Below are 22,640 nucleotides of genomic sequence, written 5' to 3'. Positions count from 1 at the left end.
GCAGACAGCGGGCGCCGCGAAACCAAAAGAAAACCGGCATCGACAACTCCCGCAGGAGTGGCCGATGCCGGCAAGTGCGGACATCGTTCCGCGGCCGTCACGCGAACGCGCGACGGCTCTGCTGCATCAATACACCGCCATGTTGTGCGCGATGATCACCACCGCGACGCCGGCCGCCAGCGTGATGTAGGGCAGGATGCCAGCACGCTTGCCGCCTTCCGCCAGCTGGTCGTTCAGGTGCATGTCCTCCAGCATCGCGTCCGGGAACTTGCCCTTGTCCTGCACGTAGTGGCGATACAGGAAGACCGGGATGATCAGCGACGCGAACACCAGACCGGCGGTCAGCGTGCCCGCGCCGTAGATGTCTGCACCGAGACCCATCAGCGCGAGGTTGACGAAACCGAGCACGACGCCGATGCCGAGGATGATCTTCGGCGCCTTGAACGGGCGGTCCCAGTCCGGACGGTCGATGCGGTGGATCCAGCCGGAGTTCAGGTTCAGGAAGTTGAACATGATGTAGCCGACGTTGGAGCAGGCCAGCACGAACACGTAGTCCGACATCAGCAGCAGGATCAGGTTGAAGCCCAGATCCGTCCACATCGCGCGGGTCGGTGCGCCGTGTTCATTGACGTGCGACAGGTAGCGCGGCAGCCAGCCATCGACCGAAGCCTGGTACAGCGTGCGCGACGAACCCGCCATCGAGGTCATGATGGACAGCAGCACCGCCAGCACCAGCATGACGACCAGCACATTGGCCACCACTTCGCCACCGCCGACCATGTGCGACATCACGTTGGCCACACCCATGCCGCTGTAGACATCGGGTGCCAGCATGCCGCTGTAGACCGCCGGCGTGCTCACCGTGCCGTCCGCATCGACCACCGGCGGCGTCACCACCTCACCCAGGCCGAGATGGCCCTGGAAGGCGAGCGGCACCAGCGTGAACACGACGATGCACAGCAGACCCGAGTAGAAGATGGCCTTGAAGGTGTCCTTCTTCGGATCCTTGAACTCGCGGGTGTAGCAGACCGCCGTTTCGAAACCGTAGGTCAACCACGCGGCGATGAACAGGCCGCCTGCCATCAGCGTGACGCCCGCCATGTTCCAGGTGCCATCGACCACCAGACCGTTCTCGTAGGCGATGGGCACCATCGGCGAGAAGTGGGTGAACGGCATGTCGCCGGACAGCAGCGGCACCAGCGCGATCAGCATCAGCGGAATCAGCGCCGTGACGCCAAGCACCATGGTCGTACGAGCCGAACGCAGGATGCCGCCGTGCTGGATGCCGAACACCGCCAGCAACAGCACGACGCCGACCAGGAAGGTCGCGTTGATGCGCAGTTCGAGCCCGGACTTGATGAAGCTCAGGTTGACCAGCGTCAGCTGCCAGGTGTTGATCGCCGCATCGGCCGGGAACAGCGCACCGAGGATATAGCCGGCCGCCAGACCGGAACCGATGGCAAGCACCGGCGACCAGGCGAACCAGTTACACCACACCGACACCGGCGCGATGATCTTGCTGTAACGCACCCAGGCGACCGCGCCATACACCGAAGCGCCACCCGACTTGTGCGGGAACAGGCCGGCGATTTCGGCATAGGTGAAGGCCTGTATGAAGCCGAAGCCGATCGACAGCGCCCACACCATCCACGACGGCTTGCCGACCGTGGCGGCGATGGCGCCGATGGAAAACAGCACCAGCGCCGGCACGCCGCTGGCCACCCAGAACGCACCGGTCCAGTCGATCTTCCGGTGCAGTGAAGCACTTTCGGCGCGGCTGGCCGACCGTACCGGCGCCGCTCCGATTACATCCGCATTGCTGCTCATGTCATATCCCCCTTGTGCGCAAGGGGCCGCATCGCTGCGGCCCCCTGGTCATCAGAACGTGCGCTTCACGTAGATCAGCCACTTGCTGTCGCCGGTGTCCTTGCAACGGATGCCGTTGTCGCAGATGGTGTAGAAGTTCTTGTCCGCGTTCGTATCCACATACGCCACCGCCGCCTGCCAGCCCCCTTCGAAGTTCTTCGTCACGCCGACCTTCCAGTCCGTGAAGTCGTAATCGTCATAGTTCTTCACCTTCTGGTGACCGACGTGAACGTTGGCGATCCACGACGGCATGAACTCGTAGTTCGCGTTCAGCTCGATGTAGTCCGAACCGTCCGAATCCGCTCCGAAAGCCTTCTTGCTGAAACCGAAGTAGTCGGTCACCGCGTACGAGTACTTCAGCTGGATGAACTTCCACGTCACCGCCGCGTTCAGTTCCAGCGTGTTCAGGCTCTCGCCCGACGGATCGTACTTGCCGCCCGGGAAAATGAACTGCAGGAAGCCGACATCGAAGGTCCAGTCGTCGATGGTCTTGGCAAAGCCGCCATAGACGTCGATCTCGCCGGTCGCGTTCGACAGCGCCAGGTCGCTCACATTGGTGCCCCAGATGCCCAGGTAGGCGCCACTCGAGTGCGCGAGGTCGAAACCGCCCTGCACCGCCGGATTTTCCTGCGTGTAGCTGATGCCGCGGAAGATGTACTGCGAGAACAGGCCCACATTGGCACTGATCGTATAGGCCGGCGCGGCGGCCGCGGCTTCCTGAGCCTGGGCACAGAACGGTACGGCGAGCAGGCCCAGCAATACGGCGCTCAGGGTGTTGCGGTGACGTCGGTGGTTAAGCACGGTGTTCTCCCTCTGTTGATCCACGGTTTCGGGCGATCTGAAAAAGCGGACGGCCTGCCCATAGCTGTCCGGTTGTGAGTCGGCGCGCGACCTGGCGTCGTTGCCGGATGCGACCCTGATACTCGGAAACGGGTGTGGCGAAGAATCTGCACCGGCCGCGACGCTGCGACTGGCGGGAGTGCTGAAGGAAGAAGTGCGGAAGGGGTCCGGAGAGGCGTGTCCGTGATCGGCGTCAAAACGGCAGCAGCACTGCGTCACCCTGATCTCCCCGCACTTCGCGACCGGCTGACGTTGCGCGGTCGTCTCGATGTGGGTCCGATTATTGGAAGCGGGCCGCCGTCGGAACAATTCTCACAAGGGATTACCTCTTAAGGGGTAAGCAGGGGCCAGGGATCAGGGGCTGGGGGCGAGAGGGGCCGCGCCCTGACCTCGTGTGGCGCAGCCACACCTGTTCCATAGCCCCTGATCCCTAGTCCCTAGCCCCTCGACTCACCCGCCCCTTACCCCTTAAGAGGTAATCCCTCTTGAGAATTGTGGGCATTGATCGGCCTTCGCATCATTCGCCGCACCTGAGACGCGGCGAATGCACGACGTCCAGCGACCGACCGGGCAGCCGAGCGCATGCCGCGGTCGTATCCAGAACGGACCACACAAGAGGGATACAGATCATGAAGAAGCGCGTTGCCATCATCGGCGCCGGCCCCAGCGGCCTGGCCCAGCTCCGGGCCTTCCAGTCCGCCCAGTCCAAGGGCGCCGACATTCCGGAAATCGTGTGCTACGAAAAGCAGTCGGACTGGGGCGGCATGTGGAACTACACCTGGCGCACCGGCCTGGACGAGCACGGCGAGCCGGTGCACGGCAGCATGTACCGCTACCTCTGGTCCAACGGCCCGAAGGAATGTCTGGAATTCGCCGACTACACCTTCGACGAGCACTTCGGTCGCCCGATGGGTTCCTACCCTCCGCGGGAAGTGCTGTGGGACTACATCAAGGGCCGCGTCGAGAAGGCCGGCGTGCGCAAGTACATCCGCTTCAACACCGCCGCCCGCAACGTCACCTTTGACGACGCGACGAAGAAGTTCACCGTCACCGTGCACAACTACGACCAGGACGTGACCTACTCGGAAGAGTTCGACTACGTCATCGTCGCCAGCGGCCACTTCTCGACGCCGAACGTGCCCTACTTCCCCGGCTTCGAAACCTTCGGCGGCCGCGTGCTGCACGCGCACGACTTCCGCGACGCGCTCGAATTCAAGGGCAAGGACGTACTCATCGTCGGCGCCAGCTACTCGGCGGAAGACATCGGCTCGCAGTGCTACAAGTACGGCGCCCGCTCGATCACCAGCTGCTACCGCACCAACCCGATGGGCTACAAGTGGCCCGCCAATTGGGAAGAGAAGCCGCAACTGCTGCGCGTCGAAGGCAAGACCGCCCACTTCGCCGACGGCACCAGCAAGCACATCGACGCCGTCATCCTGTGCACCGGCTACAAGCACCACTTCCCGTTCCTGTCGGAAGAACTGCGCCTGAAGACGGACAACCGTCTGTGGCCGCTCAATCTGTACAAGGGCATCATGTGGGAGGACAACCCGCAGCTGATGTACCTCGGCATGCAGGACCAGTGGTACAGCTTCAACATGTTCGACGCCCAGGCCTGGTACGCGCGCGACGTCATCCTCGGCCGCCTGCCGGTGCCGTCGTACGAAGAGATGCACGCCGAGGACATGAAGTGGCGCGAAGAGGAACTGACGCTGGAAGACGCCCAGCAGATGTTCGAATTCCAGGGCAAGTACATCCAGCACCTGATCGACGCCACCGACTATCCGAGCTTCCCGATTCCCGAGGTCAACCAGACCTTCCTGGAGTGGAAGAAGGACAAGTACGAGGACATCATGGGCTACCGCAACAAGTGCTACCGCTCGCTGATGACCGGCACCATGGCCACGCCGCACCACACCTCGTGGCTGGAGGCACTGGACGACTCGCTCGAGGCCTATCTGAACGAGCCGGCCTCGACCGAGCAGGCCTGACGGCCCGGGGCCCACGGGTGTCACACCCGTGACCGACCAACCCTGATGCGACCCGACCTGCCCGGCCACCACCGGGCACGTCGGGTCGCGGGTGCTTCCATGACATGAACACGATCGTCGAACCTTCGCTGAATCCGGCGACTGCCGCGCGAACGCGTGCGCGCCACGTCCGTCACGTCGCTCCTGGCGGCGCGGCGGTGTCCTTCGACCTCGCCGCCGGCGACCGCCTCACGCTGACCGACCCCGAAGGCCTGCAGCCTGGCCTGCTCTACGTCGCCGGCCCGACCGGCATCGCCACCGCCATGCTGCCCGGTCTGTCGGTGTCACCCCGGCCGATGTGCCGGCCTTTGCCCGCGCACTGCTCAGCGGCGCACCTGCCGGCTGGAGCCTGGTCTGCGCCGAGCTGTTCGGCAGCGACGGGCTGCCCGGAGCCCGGCACGTCGTCACTGCACCGGGCGCCGTGCGCTGCGCGCTGCATGCGCCAGGCGAGGACATGCAGCCCGACCAGCAGAACGCGCCGACCGAACTGATCGCCGACGTCGAGTGCGCCGAGTCGGTCGCCGGCATCGCGCCGCCGCCGCTGGCGCCGCCGGTGCTCGACCTGCGCATCGCCGCCGGCACCGCGCAGGCCTACCGCGTGAGGGCCGGCGACTACATCCAGGTGATCGACGTCAACGGCCGCCAGTGCTCCGACTTCCTCGCCTTCGATGCCGCCGCGCTGGCGCAGGGCCAGGAGTACGACCTCGACCCGACCACCACGCGCACGCTGATGGGTTCGGCCAGCCCCGGCCCCGGCCTGCTGAACAAGTACTACGACGAGCGCCAGGTGCCGCTGGTCGAGGTGGTCCGCGACACCGTCGGCCGCCACGACACCTTCATGCTGGCCTGCAGTGCGAAGTACTACGACGACATGGGTTACCCCGGTCACGCCAACTGCAGCGACAACTTCAACAACGCGCTCGAACCGCACGGCGTGGCGCGTCGTGCAGGCTGGCCCGCGATCAACTTCTTCTACAACACCATCGTCAATCACGACGACAGCATCAGCCTGGACGAACCGTGGTCGCGCGCTGGCGACTACGTGCTGCTGCGCGCGATGACCGACCTGGTCTGCGCCTCCTCGTCCTGCACCGACGACATCGACCCGGCCAACGGCTGGAACCCGACGGATATCCACGTGCGGGTCTATGACGCCTCGAACAACTTCTCCAAAGGGATCGCACACCGCATGACGCCCGACGCCGCCCCCAAACTGACCCGCGAGACCGGCTTCCACGCCCGTACCTCCGCGCTCACCCGCCGCATGGTCGAGTACCGCGGCTTCTGGCTGCAGGATTCGTTCTCGTCCAACGGCCCAATCGACGAATACTGGGCCTGCCGCGAACGCGCGGTGATGATCGATCTGTCCGCGCTGCGCAAGTTCGAAATCACCGGCCCGGACGCCGAGCAGCTGCTGCAGCTCGCCACCACGCGCAACATCCGCAAGCTGGCGGTCGGCCAGATCGTCTACACCGCGCTCTGCTACGAGCACGGCGGCATGATCGACGACGGCACCGTGTTCCGCCTGTGCCAGAACAACTTCCGTCTGGTGTGCGGCGACGACTACTGCGGCGTGTGGCTGCGCGAACTGGCGGCCAAGCACAACCTGCGCGTGTGGGTGAAATCCTCCACCGACCAGCTGCACAACCTGTCGGTGCAGGGCCCGAAGTCGCGCGACATCCTGCGCGAGATCGTGGTCACGCCGCCGGGCAATGCGTCGATGGACGAACTGAAGTGGTTCCGCCTGACCGTGGGCAAGATCGACGGCCTGCCGGTCGTCGTGTCGCGCACCGGCTACACCGGCGAACTGGGCTACGAAGTGTGGTGCCACCCGAAGCACGCGGTGCAGGTGTGGGACGCCATCGCCAAGGCGGGCGAACCGCACGGCATCGCGCCGATGGGCCTGGCCGCGCTCGACATGCTGCGCATCGAAGCGGCGCTCATCTTCGCCGAGTACGACTTCTGCGACCAGACCGACCCGTTCGAAGCCGGCATCGGTTTCGCGGTGGCGGCCGACAAGGAGGATGACTACGTCGGCAAGGCCGCACTGGAACGCCGCAAGGCGCACCCGGCGCGCGTCATGGTCGGCCTGGACATCGAAGGCACCGAACTGGTGGCGCACGGCGACCCGATCTTCAACGGCCGCGCGCAGATCGGCCAGATCACCAGCACCACCCGTTCGCCCATCCTCGGCAAGACCATCGCGCTGGCGCGACTGGACGTGTCGGCGGTCGAACTGGGTGCCACAGTCGAGATCGGCAAGCTGGACGGGCACCAGAAGCGCATCAAGGCGGTCCAGGTGAAGACCTCGCACTACGACCCGACCAAGGCCCGCGTGCGCGCCTGATCGCTGTAAGCAGGCCGCAGGGCGCGGAGCGGTGAAAGCCGTTCCGCGCCTTTTTCATTTCCGGAATGCAATCCGCACCGCCTCAGCCGCGCGGTGAACGTTCGCCCCTACCAGGCGTCGCTGCGCGGCAGCTCGTCGTCGATGTCGTAGTAGTCGGCGCGCGAGCCGGCGAAGATGTGGGCCGACAGCTTCAGTCCGGTCGGCCGATCCAGCGTGCCAGCGGTCACGTAGGTGACATGGGATCCGGCGTCCTTCCAGAAAAGGTTTCCGCCGCACCGGGCGCAGAAGCCGCGTTTCACACTGGGCGAAGAGGCGTACCAGCGCAGGGTGTCGTCCGCCATGATGTCGAGGTCGGCGTCGGCGCAGCTCGCCATCACCGCGTGGTGTCCACTGGTGCGGGCGCACTGGCTGCAATGGCACGCCACCGGTGCGCTCAGCGCCCCCCGCACGCGGTAGCGCACGGCACCGCACAGACACGCACCTTCACCTCCACCGGCCTTCGCCATCGCTCGCCTCCCCTGTTCGTGATGCGCGCAGCGTACGCAGCAGGCGCCACTGAGCACATACCACCTAGGGGGTAACCCCTCTTGAGAATTGTCCCGTCCTGCCCCGGACAACAGAATCAGTCCCAGATCGACCGCGCAGCGCGGCGACGCCCACGACAAGGAGATCCGGGAATGCAGAGGAATTCGGTACTGAACGAGCGGCACCGCCAGCTCGGTTCTAAGCTCGACGGCGATACGTGGAACAACATGCCGATCCCGTGGAGCTACAACAGCTGCCCGCACGACGAAGTCGTCGCCACGCGTACGCGCGCCGGCCTGTACGACGTGTCGGCGCTGAACATCGTCAACGTGACCGGCCCGGACGCCGAAGCCGTGATCGACCGTCTGGTCACCATCGACATCACCAAGCTGAAGCCGGGCACCGCCCGCCTCGGCGGCGAAGTGAACGAAGCTGGTGCGCTGGTCAACGACATCATGATCATCCGCGACAGCGCCGAGAAGTTCCGCATTTCGCACGGCAGCGGCGCCACGCCGAAGACGCTGGCCGCACTGGCCGCCGGCAAGAACGTGAAGATCGAGGCCGACCTTGACGTGCACATCCTGTCGCTGCAGGGCCCGGTTTCGCTCGACGTGCTGGCCCCGCACACGCCCGCCGATCTGGCCGCGCTGCCCTACTTCAACCACGTCGAAACCACGCTGTTCGGCAAGAAGGTGACGCTGGGCCGCGGCGGCTACTCCGGCGAGCGCGGCTACGAGGTGTACTGCAGCGCGGCCGACGCCGTGTTCCTGTGGGACACCATTCTCGAAGCCGGCAAGCCGAAGGGCGTCATCCCCTGCTCGTGGACCGCGCTCGACCTGACCCGCGTCGAAGGCGCGCTGCTGTTCTTCCCGTTCGAAATGCCGGAAGGCGACACCACGCCGTGGGAAGTGAACATGGACTGGGCGGTCAACCTCGACAAGAAGGGCGATTACATCGGCAAGGCTGCCGTGCTCGCACTGAAGGGCCGCGAACGCGCCAAGCAGGCCGGCATGACCGTGCTGCACCACGAAGCGGTCGAAGCAGGCGCCAAGGTCTATGACGGCGAGAAGGAAGTCGGCGTGGTCACCTCGGCTTCGTACAGCCGCCTGCTGATGCAGTCGCTGGCCATGGTGCACCTGAAGCCGTCGTACTCGAACATCGGCACCCGCCTGACGATTGCCAGCAAGGCCGGCAAGCTGGCCGCGCTGGTGGTGCCGACGCCGTTCTACGACCCGCTGCGTCAACGTACCCATCCGGACAAGAAGCGCTGATCGCGCATCGAATCCGACCCGCCGCGCGCTCCGGCGCGCGGCATGTCTGCAACTCGCATCGAGACGCCGCATGAGCACCCCAGCCATCAAAAGCCAGCCGGTTTACGCAGAGCTCGAATGGGATCGCGCCGGTACGCATCACATCCTATTCGTTGCCGCCGAGGACGCCGCTCTGGCGCAGCGCCTGCTGTCCAACCCGCCCGCCGGCACCATCACGCTGATCCACCTGGGCAGCACGTCCGCCGAGGCGCGCAGCTGCTGGTCGCAGGGTCTGCCCGACAGTGCGCTCTATCTCGAAACGCACTCGCTGGCCGAGGCGCTGGAAGTGCTGCGTGACGCGCTCTACGTCGCGCAGATGGGCACGCGCATCTATCTCGCCGGCCCCGAGGACGCGGTGTGGCAGGCGTCGCGCGTGGCTGACGGTTTCGGCGTCGGACGCGACGAAGTTCGCTACGCACAACTGGGCAGCAAGGCACGCCCGGTGTTCTGCGTGCATTGCCGCACCATCACGCGCGGCGTGCACACCAACATCGTTTCATGCAGCGGCTGCGGACGATCGCTGTTCGTGCGCGACCACTTCTCGCGCCGGCTGGGGGCCTACATGGGCTTCCAGATCGACGCCGAAGTGCCGGGCGAGGTCCCCGCTGCGGAGGTGGTCTACCCATGAGCAGTGCATCCCTCAACGTAGAAATCCGCCGCATCCGCGAACTGGCGCCGGGCATCCGCGAATTCAGCCTGTCGCGCACCGACGGCGAGGAGTTTCCGGTCTATTCCGGCGGCAGCCACATCGTGCTGTCGCTGCCGCTGGGCGATCGCCCGCATCGCAACCCCTACTCGCTGCTGGGCGACCCGACCGTGCGCCACACCTGGCGTGTGGCGGTACGCAAGCAGGAGGAGTCGCGCGGCGGTTCGCGCTGGCTGCACGAGCAGGCGCGCGAAGGCATGCGCATCGATATTTCGGCGCCGGTGAACCTGTTCCCGCTGATCCGCACCGGCCGCCGCCACATTCTGGTCGCCGGCGGCATCGGCATCACGCCCATCCTGTCGCAGGCGCGCGAACTGGCCCGCCTGGGTGCGGACTTCGAAGTGCATTACGCCTACCGCGGTCCCGAATACGGCGTGTTCTCCGACGAGCTGGAGGCGCTGGCACCGGGCCGCGTGCATCACTACGTGCAGTCGCGCCGTGAACAGATCGAATTCGGCTCGCTGCTGGCAGGCCGCCCGCTGGGCACCCACCTCTACATCTGCGGTCCGGCCGGCATGGTGGCCGCCAGCATGAACGCCGGCAAATCGCTGGGCTGGCCGGAAAGCCATCTGCACAGCGAACAGTTCCTCGCACCGACCGGCGGCGAGCCGTTCGACGTGAAGCTGGCGCTGAGCGGCAAGGCCTTCACCGTGCCGAGCGATCTGTCACTGCTGGAAGCGATCGAGCAGCAGGGCGTCAACGCGCCCTACCTCTGTCGCGGCGGCGCCTGCGGCCAGTGCGAACTGGAAGTGCTCGGCGCCGAAGGCGAGCTGATCCATCACGACCTGTATCTGAGCGCCGACGAGCGCGCGTCGGGCAAGAAAATCATGCCCTGCGTGTCGCGCCTGAAGGGCGGTTGCCTGACCCTGAACCTGTGAGGAAGACGACATGAGCATCGCATTCAAGCCGGACGAAACCTTCCGCGGCGACTACACCTACCGCAACTCGCCGGCGGCCATCCGCCGCTTCCCCTTCCCCTTCCATCAGGACCAGTACATGTACTCGGTCAACATGGAACCGCATACCAAGGGGCCGGCCGGTTCGGTGTTCGAGAACGCCTTCGACATCGACGAGCACTACATCGCCGAAATGCGCGACCGCGCCATCACGCTGGAGCGCGACCCGGGCCGCTGCGTGTCGCTGCCGCACATGATGGACGCCGAGTGGGACACGCTGGAACTGATCATGGAATCGCTGTCGCGCGACTATCCGGACATGTTCACGCTGGCCAGGGACGGCGCGCGCTGGACTTGGATCAACAAGCCGCTGGGCATCGAGCAGACCTTCACCTTCGGCGATGCCGCCACGCTGCCCTGCCCGCCCTTCGAGTACATCACGCGGCAAACCCAGGGTGATTTCGTCATCATGGACCAGCGCGACAACGACCTGTTCGCCGACGCCGGCATGATCACCTCGCAGGCCGACTGGTCGCTGATGTTCGACGCCGGCATGAGCTTCATGGAATGGCACGGCCCGGTGCCGCTGGCGCATGAGCTGGGCGTGTTCGAGCGCGCGCTGAAGTACCTGCTGATGCTGCAGCAGGGCCGCCCGGTGCGCCGCCTGAACTGGACCATGACCATCAACCCGCGCCTCGACACGTCGCCGGAAACCTATCCCGAGTGGGGTCCGGACCGCGCCAGCGTGACGCCGGACAACGTCGGCGACAAGGTGCACCTGCGGGTCGAACTGCAGGCCCTGTTCCGCCTGCCGCGCAGCAACGGCATGCTGTTCTCGATCCGCGGCTATCTGGCCAGCATGAACGAGCTGGCCACCTACCCGCGCTGGGCCAAGCGTCTGCATCGCGTGCTGAGCACGCTGCCGAACGAGCTGGCCGAGTACAAGGGTCTGGTGCGCTACAAGCCGACCACGCTGGACTGGCTGTCGAAGTTCGACGACGGCGAAGTGCTGCCGGCCGGTACGCAACCGGAGTAAGCAGCGCCTTAGCGCGCTCGCGGCGGACATGGGGGGTGCCCGTGTCCGCCGTTTTCGTTCACGGGCCGCAGCGCCGCCTTAATCCGTCCAGCAGCGCGTCGGCCCGCAGAATCGCGAGCAAGCTCGCTCACATAAGATCTGCGGCAGCGAATCTGGCGTGCTCTTGTGGGAGCGGCCTTGGCCGCGATGCGGCTTGGGCAAACCGCCGTCTCCGATCCAGGCCGACATCGCGCCTCGAGGATTGACGGCCGCGGCTGATCTGCGGCCCAGTCGCGGTCAGAAGACCGCTCCCACACTGTCACCGTGCGAGGCGCCCCCCATTTGAGGGTGTCAACACGCCATACAGCACTCAGGTCGTACACTTCCGTTCGCACGCAAACGATTGATTTGAATGTGAACAGTTCTCGGCTGGTGCGCATCTTGCTGCGGGACGGGACTCATCCTTCAACCGCCCCAGGAGGTCACCATGCCGCGCGCCCTTGCCCGTCTTCCCGTGCTCACCCTGTTCGCCACCCTGTCGTTCCAGGCCCACGCATTGACCCAGGTTCAGTGGGTAACGCCAGCAGAAAGCCAGATCGTCAGCGGTGGCGGTCTGCAGTCGGTGAACCTCGATGAAACGCCTTACGTGTCGGCGGGTGGCGTCACCTTCGTCGGCAAGGCGCAGGGCGACGATGCGACCGGCACGGTGCGCGTGTTCAGCGAAATCGACAGCCGCGGCGTCGGCGGTGTCCCCGATCTGCTGATCGGCTCGGCTTTCGCCCAGAACACGAGCAGCGGCGTGCTGGTCGGCAGCCCGGGCAGCGGCCCGGTGGACGTCACCTTCGTATTCACCTTCGACGGCAGCTTCCACACCTACAGCGGCAACGTGTTCCACCAGCTGGTCGGCACGCTGACGCTTGGCGTACCGTCGAGCACGGTGGCTTTCACCAATGTGAACTACCAGTCGCAACTGGTGTTCCGCACCGACCTGCTGGACGACACGGCCGTGCGCACCGAAAGCAAGGGCAACGTCACCTATTTCGAACCGGGCTTCGTCTATGTGGATGAGCCGTACGCCGGCGCCACCAGCAGCGTCATCAACGACGACATGGACGACCTGATCGGCGAAATCCGGCTCACCGTCACGATGGCGCCGGGCCAGAGCTTCGTGCTGGTGAACAACCTCAGCACCCAGGTCACGCCCGAACCCATCCACCCCAAAGCCGGCCCGCCGTTCGACTACAGCCAGTCCTGGGGCGCGGTCGATGGTTTCAACACCGGCCGCCTGAGCATCCTGCTGCCGCAGGGCTACACCCTCGAAGGCAATACCGGCTTGCTGACGGCCGCGGTCGCACCGCCGGTGCCCGAACCCGCCACCTGGGGCCTGATGGCGGCCGGTCTGGCAGTGCTCGGCGCCTTCGCGCGCCGCCGCAGCACCTGATCGACATCCGTCAGCCACGACCGGTAAGGGAGAACCGGCTCCGTCGCGTCATGCCGGGGTGATGCGCAGCCGATGCAATATGGCTAACATGCGCATCGCCAGCGCGCCGTGACCGACACCCGGCGCTCCTTTCACACGCGATCCGGACCATCCCACTTTGCGCACCACACTCACTTTGCGGGAAGCAGGGATCGTTTCCCTTCTCTGCTTCGGTCTGCCGATCACCCTGTCGCTGCAATCCGCAGCCAGAGATTTTCCGGTGGAGGGCTTCAGCGACACGGGCATGCTCTGGACATGCATGTTCGAAGTTTCGGCGGCCATCGCCGCGTTCACCTACCTCCGATGGCAACAGCAGGATCTGCAGCCGGCACTGCCCCGCCCAACCCTGCGCGGCAGCCTCGCTGGCGTTCTGCTCGCCTTCGTGGCATGGCTTGTGGCCGTGTTCGCCACCGAGCCCTTTGCCGGAAGCTCCGGCGCGGGTCACGTGCAGCAGATGATGTTTGCGTCGCAACCGTCGTCGGCCGTCATCGTGACGACCGCCATGGTCAACGGCACTTTCGAAGAGGTATTCCTGCTGGGCGTACTGACGCGCGGCCTGCGCGGATTCGGTCTGTCGGTCGCGATCGGCCTTCCGCTCCTGCTGCGCACCTCGTATCACCTTTACCAGGGTCCGGTCGGCATGCTGGCCGTCGCCCTCATCGGCCTGGCCTTCGCGCTGCACTTCGTACGGACCGGCCAGCTGTGGCCGCCGGTGTTCGCGCACATGCTCTGGGATGTACTGCCCTTCTGCAACGCCGGCGTCTGACCGGCCCCGCATCGCTTACTGATCAGCCTTGCGCGGCAGCACCCAGTTCGGCCGCGGGAAGTGGCAGGTGTAGCCGTTCGGGAAGTGTTCCAGATAGTCCTGGTGCTCCGGTTCGGCCTCCCAGAAATCGCCGACCGGCTCGACCTCGGTGACCACCTTGCCCGGCCAGATGCCCGACGCATCGACGTCGGCGATGGTGCGCAGCGCCTCGTCGCGCTGCGCCTCGCTGGCCCAGTAAATGGCCGATCGGTAGGACGGCCCACGGTCGTTGCCCTGACGGTTCGGCGTGCTCGGGTCGTGGATCTGGAAGAAGAACTCCAGCAGCCGGCGATAGCTCAGCACCTCGGGATCGAACAGGATTTCGATTGCCTCGGCGTGCGTGCCGTGATTGCGGTAGGTCGCGTTCGGCACGTCGCCGCCGCTGTAGCCCACGCGCGTTGACAGCACGCCGGGCAGGCGGCGGATCAGCTGCTGCATGCCCCAGAAACAGCCGCCGGCAAGCACCGCGCGTTCGGTGCTCATCGCACATCCTCCACCTGATCCAGATAGTCGCCGTAGCCCTCGGCCACCATGTCGTCGCGATGCACGAAGCGCAGCGACGCCGAGTTGATGCAGTAACGCAGCCCGCCGCGGTCGCGCGGGCCGTCCGGGAAGACGTGGCCGAGATGGCTGTCGCCGTGCGCCGAGCGCACTTCGGTGCGGATCATGCCAAGCGAGGCATCGCGCAACTCGGTCACGTGCGCCGGCTCGATCGGCTTGGTGAAGCTCGGCCAGCCGCAGCCGGACTCGAACTTGTCGCTCGACGCGAACAGCGGCTCGCCGGACACGATGTTGACGTAGATGCCCGGTTCGTGGTTGTGCAGGTATTCGCCGGTGCCCGGGTATTCGGTGCCGTTCTGCTGCGTAACCCGGTACTGCTCAGGCGTGAGGCGGGCGATCGCCTCGGGTGATTTCGTATAGGTCTTCATGCGTCCTCCTGTGGCGTCGTAGACCGCGCCAGACTGTGCGCGTTCGACGTCTGTTCGAGGCCGTGACGATAGCGCGAAGACCCGCTCCCCGCACGTCCGCGGGGCCCGGGCATGAGCACCATCGCACCGCCGCGCGGCCACACCACCGTCGCGCGCGCCTGATGGTGGCGGATAAGTCGTCCCGCTAGGCTTCGGGCGTACCCGTATCCTGGAAACCACGCACCAGTTCGGCCCGAGCGGTGCTGGCGAGCAACTGATAGCGCTTGCGGAAGGCATCCAGTGTCTCGTCCTCCAGTTCCTCCAGGTCGAGCAGCGCATTATGGGCGCCGCGCGTCGCGCGAATCAGTTCGTCAAGCTTCACCTGGATCGCTTCGGTATCCCGGTTCTGCGTGTTCTGGATCAGGAACACCATGATGAAGGTGACGATCGTCGTCCCGGTATTGATGACCAGTTGCCAGGTATCGCTGTAGTCGAAGATCGGCCCGGTAACGATCCAGACCACGATGACCAGCAGGGCTGCAATGAAGACCCGCGGCCGACCGCAGAAATGCGCCGTCGATTTCGCGAAATTCGAATACCAGGTGCTTGTACGCATACGGTGCCTTCCGGAACAGGTTCGCCTGGAATTAAAACCACCCGCGGCGCCGACGGATCGTCGGGCTAGCGCGGATCATAGCAATGCCGACGGGCGCGCACGGCGGCGCGCCGCCTGCCATACGCGATCAGCAGCATCACCCCGATGCAGGCTGTCCCGATCGCCGCTGGAAACAGCACGGTGGTGACCGAATGCTGCTCCAGCGCCAGCACGACGGCTGCGTTGCGCAGCGCGAACAGACCGTAGAACCCGCACGACTCCGACTGCGGCGCCGCACACACCTTGCGGAAGGTCGGGCCGAATCCGAGCAGATCCACCACCGTCAACACGACCACCGCCCACATCGCATCGTCGGTCAGGTACCACAGCGGCAGCGACGACAGCGCCAGCACGAGGAACACCCAGTCGCCGCGCGTGATGCTCACATCGCCCCGCCGCCGCCAGGCCAGCACCGCGATCAGCGTCGTCAACACACCCGATACGCCGATCGGCCAGGCGCCGACACCGCCGCCCGCATCGATCTGGGCGGAGAACACCACCAGCGTCGTGCTGGCCCAGATCACCCACGAGAACACATGCGGCCGCGTGCTGCCGGACAGGATGCCGCGCAGATACGGATAGAAGCCGACCAAGGTGAGCGCCATGGCCAGCGCACTGAAGAAAGCGTGATGGGACATCGTGCGTGACTTTACCGGGATCGTTTTCCGCCGGACAGGACAGGGCCAACCCGCGCCGCAGCAGGATTGCATGGGCTGAGCCCCGAGACGCTCAGCTCGATGCGATCACCGCCTGAATCACCGGCTCGACCTCTGCCATGCCTGCCCAGGCGAGTGGAACGACGAACATGTTCGATGGCGACATCAGTGCGCGGAAATGCGACACGAGCCGGTCCATCGGCACTTCGGAAATGGCCGTGCGTTCGTTCAGACCGATCTGTTGAACGTGGGCGAGCTTCCAGCCGTGGTGGTTGACGCTGAACTGTCGGGAGAGCGTACAACGCTGCGTCGCTGACGCCCTCTCGGCGGCTTTCTGAATCATGGCGACCGGAATGGCATCCTCGGCGAACATCGACCTGATGTCCTGCAAGGTCGGGCATTCGCCTACGGCAGCCATCACGAAAGCCCATTGAGCCGGACTGTTGTCGCAGGGCACGAGTGCGCGACCGGTTGCATGCGGGACGACCGACCCGCGATCGCCTGAGTGCTTGCGCACGAAGAGCGGCAGTCCGTCATCCTCAACCCACGCCTCCAGCAAGGCCGACCACTGCGCCATGACGGCCGGCGACGGACGCGGCCGCAGCGGGCTGTCAGCCCACGCGCGACCGAATTGCTCGATCAGCGCCACGATGTCCTGCGGGAGTCGGTCCGGGCAGCGGACGAGAGGCGTCACGCCAGGCGGTGCGTCTTCCTTCAGCTTGCCCCGGTCAACCACGTTAGGCAGATTCTGCAAAGTCATATTCGTTGCCGATCAGATGGATACGCGGTTGCGTCATCAGTAGCGCGACGAAGGGGTCGTCGTCCTGCAGCCGCTTGCGCCAGTCGGCCCGCGAGTACAGAGTGGGGCTCACCTTGCGGCCGATGACCGTCTCGACCTCCGTCAGCGCGCCGTAAAGCTCGCCGTACCCGAGCGTGTTGCTCACTACCAGCAAATCGACACACTGCCCACACCCTCGGTGCTGCGCGCCACCGAACCAAAGATGAAGGCGAACGAGATCTGTTCGGCGAACGGTGACAGCGCCTGCCGTAGCCGATCGGATGTCTCGTCGCGTGAGGAATGAATTGTCGCCACGTCCCCGATACATATTCGACCTCAGCGCCCGGATCCGCTGGCGTCGTTCTTCAAACTGAATACGACGGGAACCAAGGCGGTTGCTTGCACGGGCTCACGTCCCTTCATCGCGGGTTTGAACACCCACTGGGTCACTGCCTGAACGGCTGACGCATCGAGGCTCGGCGAGCCGCTTGATCTCTCAACCCGCACATCGCTTGGTTTCCCCGACGCCTCCACCACGACACGTAACACCACAGTCCCCTCCTCTTTAAGGGCACGGGATTCTTCCGGGTAAATGGGTGCCACCACATGGCTCTGTGCACAGCCGCTGAGCATCAGAACGACAAGAAGGATGCGGCAAATCATCGCAAGCTACTCCCTACTTCTGGCCGCATTGAAAGAGTTCGAAGCGCGGACCGTTGTTGACAAGCGGCAGGCTAGACAGCATGGCGCACTCAGACCTCATCTGGAATTTTGCGGACGGCGTCTGCCAGAAGCTCGATAGACTTCTCTTCTGAAATGCTTCCAGCATCAAAGTCGTCTATGATGTGATTTGGCAGTGTTCGCACTCCAAAGGGCATTCCCTCAAGCGACTGGTACTCGCCACCAACTGCATAGTAGGCATCCTGAATGCTCTCGAACTTGCCGGACGCCAACGTCTCGAGAATCCAGGCCTTGCGCTCGCGTTGATTCATGGTTTGCTGTCTAACGTGAGGCTCAGCGCACGGCGCAAGCGGTCCGATGGCCTGACAAGTTAAAGGGTGTCGCTCTCTTCTTTGTGCGCAAGAAGTGGCTGCCACTGCCTGAATGACTCCGGAGCACCCTCAGTCCAGGGCCAAACTCCTCTGGTTGTCGGATAAACAACTTGGACAACGCCAAAATTGCGACTTCCATAGAAGTCAATGCCCTGGCCAAAGTAATCGTCATAGACCGATTTGGGAACTGCACCAACATAGACATCGAAGCCTTCGAGAAAGCCACTGTAATAGTTGCCTATCTCGAACCTTTCGCCCTCGCGGACGCGCTTGTTGTACTCGTTAACGACGAAGTGAGCCATCGGCTGCTTGAGACCAATGACGACGACCTCCGGCGCGCCTGTTTCCTGCTGGATGCCAATTGAGTAGGAAAAAGGAGGGAGTTCGCCCTCCGGGTCGAACACGTGCATCACGCTGCATCCGAACTTGGCGAGGTCTTCCCTAGTCCTCGTATCGCCTCCGCGTTCCATGCTTGCCCTTTAACGCCTGAATTATTAGGTGCCAAGCAGGCGACGCCACCAGTTGCGATTACCAAGCTTTCCGAACTTGACAACCCATTGTGTGAAATCAACATTGAGATTGGTGATCTCAGCATCGTCGTGATCGAAATACCAGACTGATGTGTCAGCAGGTTGACGCCCGTCAGTGGACGGGGCTAAGGAAAAGCAGAACAGGTTGCCTTGGCAGTCGCCAGCAAACGCGACGAACTCTGCGGGCAGGCCCAGATCACGCCATCCGAGAGTTTGTGACTTGATTCCGTCAGGCTCGTAGAACTCACTAACGTCGGACAGATCGAGCTCTCTTTCTACTATCAGCTCCAGGAGGGCCGCAGTGGTTCCTACAGGTCCGAACTTCTCAAGGAAGGCGCGATATGAGGCTGGGAAGAGAGTGCCGAACTCTGCCTCAACAGAATCCAAGTCCGCAGCAGGAGTCGGCTCCGGTCGGTAGTCGGGGTGCGTCCATCTTTCAATGAATTGTTCGAATTGTTCAGTCATGGCGCCTTAAGTGATGTCTAAATCGTGACTGAGTGACATACGGAAAGCCTACGTGACATTCCAGTCGAAACCGCAGCCGATTCGCCCCTGATTTCATCGAGCTACCGCTGCGATCAATATATCCAAGCCTCTCATCTGCGGTGTTGCACGGCTATCGGCCTTTCGACCGACCCGCACCCGACTGAGCCGCCACTTCCCCGACCCGCGATAATGTGCGGCTCACCTTCGCCGCCCCACTATGTCCGCCCCACCCACCTTCCGCCTGACCGACGTCCCGCGCGCGATCGCCTTCTTTCTTGACGCGGACCGCCGCCGCTACCTGTTCTTCATCTGCGTGCTGGGCGTGGTGCAGTTCTATCCGATGCTGCCGCCTTACCTGATCGGGCGGGTGGCGGATTTCCTGCTCGGCTGGCAGCGCGGTGACAGCCTCGCGCCGCTGTACACGCTGGTGGTCACGCTGGGCGTGGCGCATGCCTGCGTGGCGCTGGTGCGGCTGTTGACCAAGCGGGTAATCGGGCGCATGGCGATCGACGCGCGCATGCGCGCCAAGGTGTGGGGCTTCGAGCGCCTGCTCGATTTCTCGCTGGCCTGGCACCAGAAGGAAAGCACCGGCAACAAGGCGCAGCGCGTCATCACCGGGGCGGACGCGGTGCGCGACTGGACCAGCGAACTGGTCAATGCGCTGCTCACTGCCAGCGGCGCCTTCTTCGGCGCGCTGATCGCCTGCATGCTGCTGCACCCGGCGACGGTGTTTTTCTTCCTTTACTACTGCGGCGTGCTCGGCTTCATCGAGTGGTATTTCTACCGCCGCATCGCGCGGCTGTCGGACCAGATCAACGCGTCGATGGAGAACGCAAGCGGCAGCTTCGTCGAGAGCGCGGCCAACATCCTGTCGGTGAAGGCGATGAATGCCGGCGCCGACATGACGGCGCGCGTGGCCGACCGCGAACGCGCGGCACGCGACTTCGCCTACCGCCGGCTGCGCCTCACCAATACGAAGTGGATGCTGTTCCAGCTGCACACCGCGCTGGCCTGGGCGATCTACATCTTCGGCGTGGCCTGGGGCGTGATGGAGGGCGGGCTGTCGGTTGGGCTGGTGCTCACCTACAGCGCCTACTTCAACACGCTGCGCGAGGCGTCGATGGACATGACCGACCGCGTGCAGACGATGATAGAGCGCACCTCCAACCTCGGCCGCATGATGCCGCTGTTCGCGCCGCAGCCCAGCCAGCACGGCACGCTGGACTGGCCGGCAGACTGGCGCGCGCTGCAGGCGGAAGCGCTCACTTTCGCGCACGACGGCCGGCGCGTGCTCGGGCCGCTGGACTTCCGCATCGCGCGCGGCGAGCACGTCGGCATCGCCGGACGCTCCGGTTCCGGCAAGAGCACGCTGGTGAAGCTGCTGCTGGCGCTCTACCCGCCCGAATCCGGCCGGCTCACCGTCGATGGCGTGCCGCTGGCCGACATCCGGCACGAGGCGCTGCTGCACCAGATCGCGGTGGTGCCGCAGGAAACCGAACTGTTCAGCCTGTCACTGCTGGAGAACCTGACGCTGGGCCGTGAGGTGAGCATGGTCAACGTGCTGCGCGCCTGTCGCATCGCCCAGCTCGACGACGTGATCGCGCTGCTACCCGAGGGGCTGGACAGCCCGGTCGGCGAGAAGGGACACAGCCTGTCCGGCGGCCAGCGCCAGCGCGTGGGCATCGCGCGCGCCGTGTTGCGCGACGCGCCGGTGCTGCTGCTCGACGAAGCCACCTCGGCCCTCGACGCCGACACCGAGGCGCGCGTCATTGACGCGCTGATGAGCGAGCACGCGCCCGGACGCACCGTCATCCTGATCGCCCACCGCCCGCGCGCCTTCGAGCGCATGGGGCGCGTACTCACGATGGACGCCGGTCGGCTGACCGGCGACGGGTCATTCCATGCACATGCTCCGGCGCCGGCATAGTTCCTGTGGACAGCGCTGACTACCCCCTATGCGGTATTGCGCCGGCACCGCCGCGGCGCAATCCTTCGGTCCGTGGACGCGGTGTTCCGACTGTGCCGTCAGAGGGAAAACTGCACTGACCTCCATGCGGCAACGCGGTGCTTCGCGACGCTGCGTCCACGACCCGCAACGACATCCGTACATGGGAAGAAGATGAACGCCCCGTCGATGAAGCCGCCCAGCATGTTCCAGCAGATCGGCGGCGAAGTGCCGCTGCGCCGGCTGGTCAATGCCTTCTACGACATCGTCGAAACCCACCCGGACGGTGAGCCGGTACACAAGCTGCACCAGGAAGGTTTCGGCGTCGCCCACCTGCGCGAGGCGCAGTTCGAGTTCCTGTGCGGCTTCCTCGGCGGCCCGCGCTACTACGCCGAACGCATGGGCCACTCCAATCTGCGGCAGATGCATGCGCACGTCGCCATCGGCCAGGCGGAGGTCGTGTCCTGGCTGCGCTGCATGGTGCATGCGATCGAAGCGACCGACATCCCGACCGACGTCGGCGTGCGGCTGATGCAGCACTTCACCCGCGCGGCTGAAGCGCTGAAGAACCGCGACCACTGAGGTCGGCGGCGCAGCAGTACCCCGTTCAGCCTCGAGTCTCCCGCCCAAGCCGTCAGCGCAGTGCCGTCTCCGCACCTCCGCGGCCCGTGCGTGAACAAAAGGGGCTGCCGCGGCAGCCCCCTGAAGCGAGCGCCGGAGCGCTCAGGTGTTGCGACGGCGCGCGAATGCCAGACCGGCCAGGCCAAGGCCCAGCAGGCCGAGCACGCCCGGCTCGGGGATGGCCGTCGCTTCTTGGAAGGTGGTCGACAGCCGCAGGTTGTCGATCAGGATGCGGTCGCCGCTGTCGAGGTTGGCGAGACGGATGCCCACGCGATCGATCGCCGAAATGCCGGCGTTGCCGGTGAAGCTCGCATCCGGCGACAGGAAGTCGTCGACGGTCGGGTTCAGCCACAGATCGAAGTTCGTGTAGTTGCCGGCGGCATTGCGGTACAGGTGGCCGACCACGAGATAGGTGTCGAGCACGTCGAGATTGCTGTCCGGCGCATAGCTGCCATTGGTGCCGGTGGTGCGGGCGAAGATGTCGTTGGTGGCGCTGGTGCTGTCCTGGTTACCCTTGATGCCGATGTTCGGGCGATTGCTGCCACCGTTGTTGGTACCCAGATCCAGCCACAGGCCCATGAAGTCGTTGCGGTCGATCGAGCTGCCGCGGTCCGCCTGCACCAGGAAACTGACGAACAGGCTGTTGCCGCTGAAGGACGACGCCAGCGTACGCACTGCCGCATTGCTTGCGTTGCCGGTCAGGGCCAGCGCACGGTTGCCGGACAGGTTGTTCGCCGGATCGACGACGTTGGCGTTGCCGGTCGCGCTCCACGCGCCGCCCCAGCCCGAACCGCCGTTGGCGCCATTCAGCGCGCCGGTCGAGTAGGACTGGAAGCCGTCCTGGGCAATCACGGCTGCGCCGGCATGCGACGCAACAAGCGCCAGTGACAGAGCCGCGGCACCGCGTGCAATCAGATTCAGGAAATGAGTCGGGAAGGTCATCGCTTGTCTCGTTGAGTGTTGTCGTGTCGGCAGGCGGATGCGCTCGGGCGTTTCCAGCCTGCATGGGCGCCGTCCGGCGCGTGATGGCGCTTTCAGCAACCGCTGTGCCAGAAGCCCGGAAACGCTTTCGCGTCAATGTCTTGTGATTGTCACAATGTGTGCGCGAACGATTCGCACCCAAGCTGTAAAGCGCACCGACAGCCACCTCAACCGATACACTGCACGCCGTTTCCGGCGCCGCGCCGCT

24 protein-coding genes are annotated in these 22,640 nt (G+C 64.9%); 10 read left to right on the top strand and 14 right to left on the bottom strand.

Going from position 1 to position 22,640, the window contains the following annotated elements:
• Positions 1–126: 126 nt before the first annotated feature.
• Together ACQ66H_RS02590 and ACQ66H_RS02585 are read right to left on the bottom strand one after the other, a co-directional pair.
• Positions 127–1,827, bottom strand: a complete 1,701-nt coding sequence (locus ACQ66H_RS02590; RefSeq protein ID WP_430432688.1) for an APC family permease — start codon at positions 1,825–1,827, stop codon at positions 127–129.
• 51 nt (positions 1,828–1,878) lie between these two features.
• A complete protein-coding gene (locus tag ACQ66H_RS02585) occupies positions 1,879–2,667 on the bottom strand; it encodes a TorF family putative porin (RefSeq protein ID WP_430432687.1) in 789 nt (262 codons plus the stop codon).
• Positions 2,668–3,335: 668 nt separating this feature from the next.
• On the opposite strand from ACQ66H_RS02585, the gene ACQ66H_RS02580 reads away from it, so the two are divergent.
• Together ACQ66H_RS02580 and ACQ66H_RS02575 are read left to right on the top strand one after the other, a co-directional pair.
• Positions 3,336–4,697, top strand: a complete 1,362-nt coding sequence (locus tag ACQ66H_RS02580; RefSeq protein ID WP_430432686.1) for a flavin-containing monooxygenase — start codon at positions 3,336–3,338, stop codon at positions 4,695–4,697.
• A gap of 337 nt (positions 4,698–5,034) precedes the next feature.
• The gene (locus ACQ66H_RS02575; protein ID WP_430432685.1) at positions 5,035–7,083 is read left to right on the top strand and encodes a DUF1989 domain-containing protein; all 2,049 of its coding nucleotides are present in this window, start codon (positions 5,035–5,037) and stop codon (positions 7,081–7,083) included.
• 107 nt (positions 7,084–7,190) lie between these two features.
• Here ACQ66H_RS02575 and ACQ66H_RS02570 read toward each other — a convergent pair whose 3' ends face one another.
• Positions 7,191–7,589: a GFA family protein gene (locus ACQ66H_RS02570; RefSeq protein WP_430432684.1), complete on the bottom strand. Its 399-nt coding sequence runs from the start codon at positions 7,587–7,589 to the stop codon at positions 7,191–7,193.
• A 171-nt stretch (positions 7,590–7,760) separates the two neighbouring features.
• Here ACQ66H_RS02570 and ACQ66H_RS02565 point away from each other — a divergent pair, with 171 nt between their 5' ends.
• The 6 genes from ACQ66H_RS02565 (at position 7,761) to ACQ66H_RS02540 (ending at position 13,781) form a co-directional block, all read left to right on the top strand.
• Entirely contained in the window at positions 7,761–8,879 is a 1,119-nt protein-coding gene (locus tag ACQ66H_RS02565; protein ID WP_430432683.1) for an aminomethyltransferase family protein, read from the top strand.
• Between the two features lie 70 nt (positions 8,880–8,949).
• Positions 8,950–9,546, top strand: coding sequence for a dimethylamine monooxygenase subunit DmmA family protein (locus ACQ66H_RS02560; protein WP_020163247.1), 597 nt, complete (start codon positions 8,950–8,952; stop codon positions 9,544–9,546).
• Positions 9,543–10,502: a PDR/VanB family oxidoreductase gene (locus tag ACQ66H_RS02555; RefSeq protein WP_430432682.1), complete on the top strand. Its 960-nt coding sequence runs from the start codon at positions 9,543–9,545 to the stop codon at positions 10,500–10,502. Before ACQ66H_RS02560 ends, ACQ66H_RS02555 begins: the two co-directional genes overlap by 4 nt.
• A gap of 10 nt (positions 10,503–10,512) precedes the next feature.
• On the top strand, positions 10,513–11,556 hold the full coding sequence (locus ACQ66H_RS02550) for a heme-dependent oxidative N-demethylase family protein (RefSeq protein ID WP_430432681.1): 1,044 nt from the start codon (positions 10,513–10,515) through the stop codon (positions 11,554–11,556).
• 466 nt (positions 11,557–12,022) lie between these two features.
• Positions 12,023–12,976 (top strand): PEP-CTERM sorting domain-containing protein, encoded by a 954-nt coding sequence (locus ACQ66H_RS02545; RefSeq protein ID WP_430432680.1) that lies wholly within the window; start codon positions 12,023–12,025, stop codon positions 12,974–12,976.
• A 157-nt stretch (positions 12,977–13,133) separates the two neighbouring features.
• Positions 13,134–13,781 (top strand): CPBP family intramembrane glutamic endopeptidase, encoded by a 648-nt coding sequence (locus tag ACQ66H_RS02540; RefSeq protein WP_430432679.1) that lies wholly within the window; start codon positions 13,134–13,136, stop codon positions 13,779–13,781.
• A 15-nt stretch (positions 13,782–13,796) separates the two neighbouring features.
• Here ACQ66H_RS02540 and msrA read toward each other — a convergent pair whose 3' ends face one another.
• The 10 genes from msrA to ACQ66H_RS02490 all read right to left on the bottom strand — a co-directional run bounded on the left by msrA (position 13,797) and on the right by ACQ66H_RS02490 (position 18,864).
• Positions 13,797–14,303 carry a peptide-methionine (S)-S-oxide reductase MsrA gene (gene msrA / locus ACQ66H_RS02535; protein ID WP_430432678.1) on the bottom strand — a complete coding sequence of 169 codons (507 nt, stop codon included), beginning with the start codon at positions 14,301–14,303 and terminating at the stop codon, positions 13,797–13,799.
• On the bottom strand, positions 14,300–14,749 hold the full coding sequence (msrB, locus tag ACQ66H_RS02530; protein ID WP_430432677.1) for a peptide-methionine (R)-S-oxide reductase MsrB: 450 nt from the start codon (positions 14,747–14,749) through the stop codon (positions 14,300–14,302). Before msrB ends, msrA begins: the two co-directional genes overlap by 4 nt.
• Before the next feature lie 184 nt (positions 14,750–14,933).
• On the bottom strand, positions 14,934–15,344 hold the full coding sequence (locus tag ACQ66H_RS02525; protein ID WP_430432676.1) for a low affinity iron permease family protein: 411 nt from the start codon (positions 15,342–15,344) through the stop codon (positions 14,934–14,936).
• Positions 15,345–15,409: 65 nt separating this feature from the next.
• Entirely contained in the window at positions 15,410–16,021 is a 612-nt protein-coding gene (locus ACQ66H_RS02520; RefSeq protein ID WP_430432675.1) for a hypothetical protein, read from the bottom strand.
• Between the two features lie 91 nt (positions 16,022–16,112).
• Positions 16,113–16,688 carry a hypothetical protein gene (locus ACQ66H_RS02515; protein WP_430432674.1) on the bottom strand — a complete coding sequence of 192 codons (576 nt, stop codon included), beginning with the start codon at positions 16,686–16,688 and terminating at the stop codon, positions 16,113–16,115.
• An 88-nt stretch (positions 16,689–16,776) separates the two neighbouring features.
• Entirely contained in the window at positions 16,777–16,983 is a 207-nt protein-coding gene (locus tag ACQ66H_RS02510) for a hypothetical protein (protein ID WP_430432673.1), read from the bottom strand.
• Positions 16,984–17,153: 170 nt separating this feature from the next.
• On the bottom strand, positions 17,154–17,480 hold the full coding sequence (locus tag ACQ66H_RS02505) for an energy transducer TonB (protein WP_430432672.1): 327 nt from the start codon (positions 17,478–17,480) through the stop codon (positions 17,154–17,156).
• Between the two features lie 89 nt (positions 17,481–17,569).
• Positions 17,570–17,809 carry a hypothetical protein gene (locus ACQ66H_RS02500; protein ID WP_430432671.1) on the bottom strand — a complete coding sequence of 80 codons (240 nt, stop codon included), beginning with the start codon at positions 17,807–17,809 and terminating at the stop codon, positions 17,570–17,572.
• A gap of 59 nt (positions 17,810–17,868) precedes the next feature.
• Positions 17,869–18,339, bottom strand: a complete 471-nt coding sequence (locus ACQ66H_RS02495; protein ID WP_430432670.1) for a DUF4262 domain-containing protein — start codon at positions 18,337–18,339, stop codon at positions 17,869–17,871.
• A 24-nt stretch (positions 18,340–18,363) separates the two neighbouring features.
• On the bottom strand, positions 18,364–18,864 hold the full coding sequence (locus ACQ66H_RS02490) for an SMI1/KNR4 family protein (RefSeq protein WP_430432669.1): 501 nt from the start codon (positions 18,862–18,864) through the stop codon (positions 18,364–18,366).
• A 238-nt stretch (positions 18,865–19,102) separates the two neighbouring features.
• Between ACQ66H_RS02490 and ACQ66H_RS02485 the strand changes: the two genes are divergently transcribed.
• Positions 19,103–20,812, top strand: coding sequence for an ABC transporter ATP-binding protein (locus ACQ66H_RS02485; protein WP_430432668.1), 1,710 nt, complete (start codon positions 19,103–19,105; stop codon positions 20,810–20,812).
• A gap of 192 nt (positions 20,813–21,004) precedes the next feature.
• Positions 21,005–21,412, top strand: a complete 408-nt coding sequence (locus ACQ66H_RS02480) for a group II truncated hemoglobin (protein ID WP_430432667.1) — start codon at positions 21,005–21,007, stop codon at positions 21,410–21,412.
• A gap of 141 nt (positions 21,413–21,553) precedes the next feature.
• Here ACQ66H_RS02480 and ACQ66H_RS02475 read toward each other — a convergent pair whose 3' ends face one another.
• Positions 21,554–22,393, bottom strand: a complete 840-nt coding sequence (locus ACQ66H_RS02475; protein ID WP_430432666.1) for a PEP-CTERM sorting domain-containing protein — start codon at positions 22,391–22,393, stop codon at positions 21,554–21,556.
• Between the last annotated feature and the right edge of the window lie 247 nt (positions 22,394–22,640).

The sequence above is a fragment of the Methyloversatilis sp. genome, assembly GCF_965284615.1.
Taxonomy (GTDB): domain Bacteria; phylum Pseudomonadota; class Gammaproteobacteria; order Burkholderiales; family Rhodocyclaceae; genus Methyloversatilis.
The sequence above is the reverse complement of the archived record's forward strand: the minus strand, read 5'-3'. Positions and strand labels throughout refer to the sequence as shown.

Bases quoted from the DNA above. Each gene is read 5' to 3' on its own strand.
- ACQ66H_RS02590 (WP_430432688.1), bottom strand. From the start codon at position 1,827: ATGAGCAGCAATGCGGATGTAATCGGAGCGGCGCCGGTACGGTCGGCC.
- ACQ66H_RS02580 (WP_430432686.1), top strand. From the start codon at position 3,336: ATGAAGAAGCGCGTTGCCATCATCGGCGCCGGCCCCAGCGGCCTGGCC.
- ACQ66H_RS02570 (WP_430432684.1), bottom strand. From the start codon at position 7,589: ATGGCGAAGGCCGGTGGAGGTGAAGGTGCGTGTCTGTGCGGTGCCGTG.
- ACQ66H_RS02565 (WP_430432683.1), top strand. From the start codon at position 7,761: ATGCAGAGGAATTCGGTACTGAACGAGCGGCACCGCCAGCTCGGTTCT.
- ACQ66H_RS02560 (WP_020163247.1), top strand. From the start codon at position 8,950: ATGAGCACCCCAGCCATCAAAAGCCAGCCGGTTTACGCAGAGCTCGAA.
- ACQ66H_RS02555 (WP_430432682.1), top strand. From the start codon at position 9,543: ATGAGCAGTGCATCCCTCAACGTAGAAATCCGCCGCATCCGCGAACTG.
- ACQ66H_RS02550 (WP_430432681.1), top strand. From the start codon at position 10,513: ATGAGCATCGCATTCAAGCCGGACGAAACCTTCCGCGGCGACTACACC.
- ACQ66H_RS02545 (WP_430432680.1), top strand. From the start codon at position 12,023: ATGCCGCGCGCCCTTGCCCGTCTTCCCGTGCTCACCCTGTTCGCCACC.
- msrA (WP_430432678.1), bottom strand. From the start codon at position 14,303: ATGAGCACCGAACGCGCGGTGCTTGCCGGCGGCTGTTTCTGGGGCATG.
- msrB (WP_430432677.1), bottom strand. From the start codon at position 14,749: ATGAAGACCTATACGAAATCACCCGAGGCGATCGCCCGCCTCACGCCT.
- ACQ66H_RS02525 (WP_430432676.1), bottom strand. From the start codon at position 15,344: ATGCGTACAAGCACCTGGTATTCGAATTTCGCGAAATCGACGGCGCAT.
- ACQ66H_RS02520 (WP_430432675.1), bottom strand. From the start codon at position 16,021: ATGTCCCATCACGCTTTCTTCAGTGCGCTGGCCATGGCGCTCACCTTG.
- ACQ66H_RS02505 (WP_430432672.1), bottom strand. From the start codon at position 17,480: ATGATTTGCCGCATCCTTCTTGTCGTTCTGATGCTCAGCGGCTGTGCA.
- ACQ66H_RS02500 (WP_430432671.1), bottom strand. From the start codon at position 17,809: ATGAATCAACGCGAGCGCAAGGCCTGGATTCTCGAGACGTTGGCGTCC.
- ACQ66H_RS02495 (WP_430432670.1), bottom strand. From the start codon at position 18,339: ATGGAACGCGGAGGCGATACGAGGACTAGGGAAGACCTCGCCAAGTTC.
- ACQ66H_RS02490 (WP_430432669.1), bottom strand. From the start codon at position 18,864: ATGACTGAACAATTCGAACAATTCATTGAAAGATGGACGCACCCCGAC.
- ACQ66H_RS02485 (WP_430432668.1), top strand. From the start codon at position 19,103: ATGTCCGCCCCACCCACCTTCCGCCTGACCGACGTCCCGCGCGCGATC.
- ACQ66H_RS02480 (WP_430432667.1), top strand. From the start codon at position 21,005: ATGAACGCCCCGTCGATGAAGCCGCCCAGCATGTTCCAGCAGATCGGC.
- ACQ66H_RS02475 (WP_430432666.1), bottom strand. From the start codon at position 22,393: ATGACCTTCCCGACTCATTTCCTGAATCTGATTGCACGCGGTGCCGCG.